At 38.7% G+C, this 1,011-nt stretch carries 2 protein-coding genes; both read left to right on the forward strand.

The genetic code is table 11. The features are described 5' to 3' along the window. On the forward strand, positions 1-263 hold a 263-nt coding region (locus tag CBG25_RS18620; protein WP_290603799.1), incomplete at its 5' end, for a transposase. Between the two features lie 171 nt (positions 264-434). Then, on the forward strand, positions 435-716 hold the full coding sequence (locus tag CBG25_RS18625; RefSeq protein ID WP_290608528.1) for a GFA family protein: 282 nt from the start codon (positions 435-437) through the stop codon (positions 714-716). Positions 717-1,011 lie beyond the last annotated feature (295 nt).

Here is a 1,011-nt window from a genome sequence, read left to right on the forward strand (position 1 = left end):
AGGCAAACGGCTATAGGAGCCAGATTCAGCGTAAAGGCCATCGAAACAAACCGTTGTCCAAGACTCAGCAAGGGCGAAACCACAGGATTGCAAAGACTAGGGCACGGGTTGAACATGCATTTGCGGCGATGGAACAAATGGGTAGAAAACTGATCCGCACCATTGGACAGGTGCGCGCTAATTTTGCCATGACGATGATGGCAGCATGTTACAACCTAAAGCGGTTGGCGTACTTCCAGAGCGCGTGCATCGTGGCTTTCTGACGCCCAGAATGGGTCAAATGGCCCTAGCCAGGGCAATGTGCGATAGAATCAGTAACGTGATAATCAAAAAAAATCTAATTATTTAGAATGAAAGCCAAGGGTTAATTGAAAATCTTGAGTTTTTCGAGGTGCCCTTGTATGATATGTCAAAAATGGAATGGTGATCTGTTAATGACCTTTATTGTTGAAAATGGTTTATCCATCGAAGGTAAGTACTATGTTAGTTATTGTCGTTATTCTATATGGCTAATGCGAATATTTTTCCATAAATATGGCACGCATCTTTTTTCTAAGATGCTTAAACCTGAAAGTTATTATGCCAATGCTGTTTTATTTGAAAAGAGTAAAATGGGTTTTCTAGTTACTCAATTTTATGTTGGTTGTAATCCTTTGCATTATAACCTTATTGAAAAAACAGCATTGTTTACAGAACAACATATTCTTAATACTTAAAAATAAATTAAACCAGTTTTTGTTAGATTTATAATTCTATAATCATCAGTATCTTGGTAAAATTTTAGTTGATGGTATTGAGGAGATTCAATGAAAATAACTGAATATAATATCAGGGCACCTCGAAAAACCTAAGCCGAGTTTGATTTTGCTGATAAAGTTATCGGAAGCTGGTCTACTGAGCTAACCACCATGAAGAAACGCAGCGCCATTAAGAATGACCTCTTTGCAAACCAGTATCACCAACAGACGATCGACAAGTTGGGTGACCCGCTGGTCAAGATCGAAACCTGTA

Origin of the sequence: Arsenophonus sp. ENCA, from assembly GCF_002287155.1 — a bacterium.
GTDB lineage: Bacteria > Pseudomonadota > Gammaproteobacteria > Enterobacterales > Enterobacteriaceae > Arsenophonus > Arsenophonus nilaparvatae.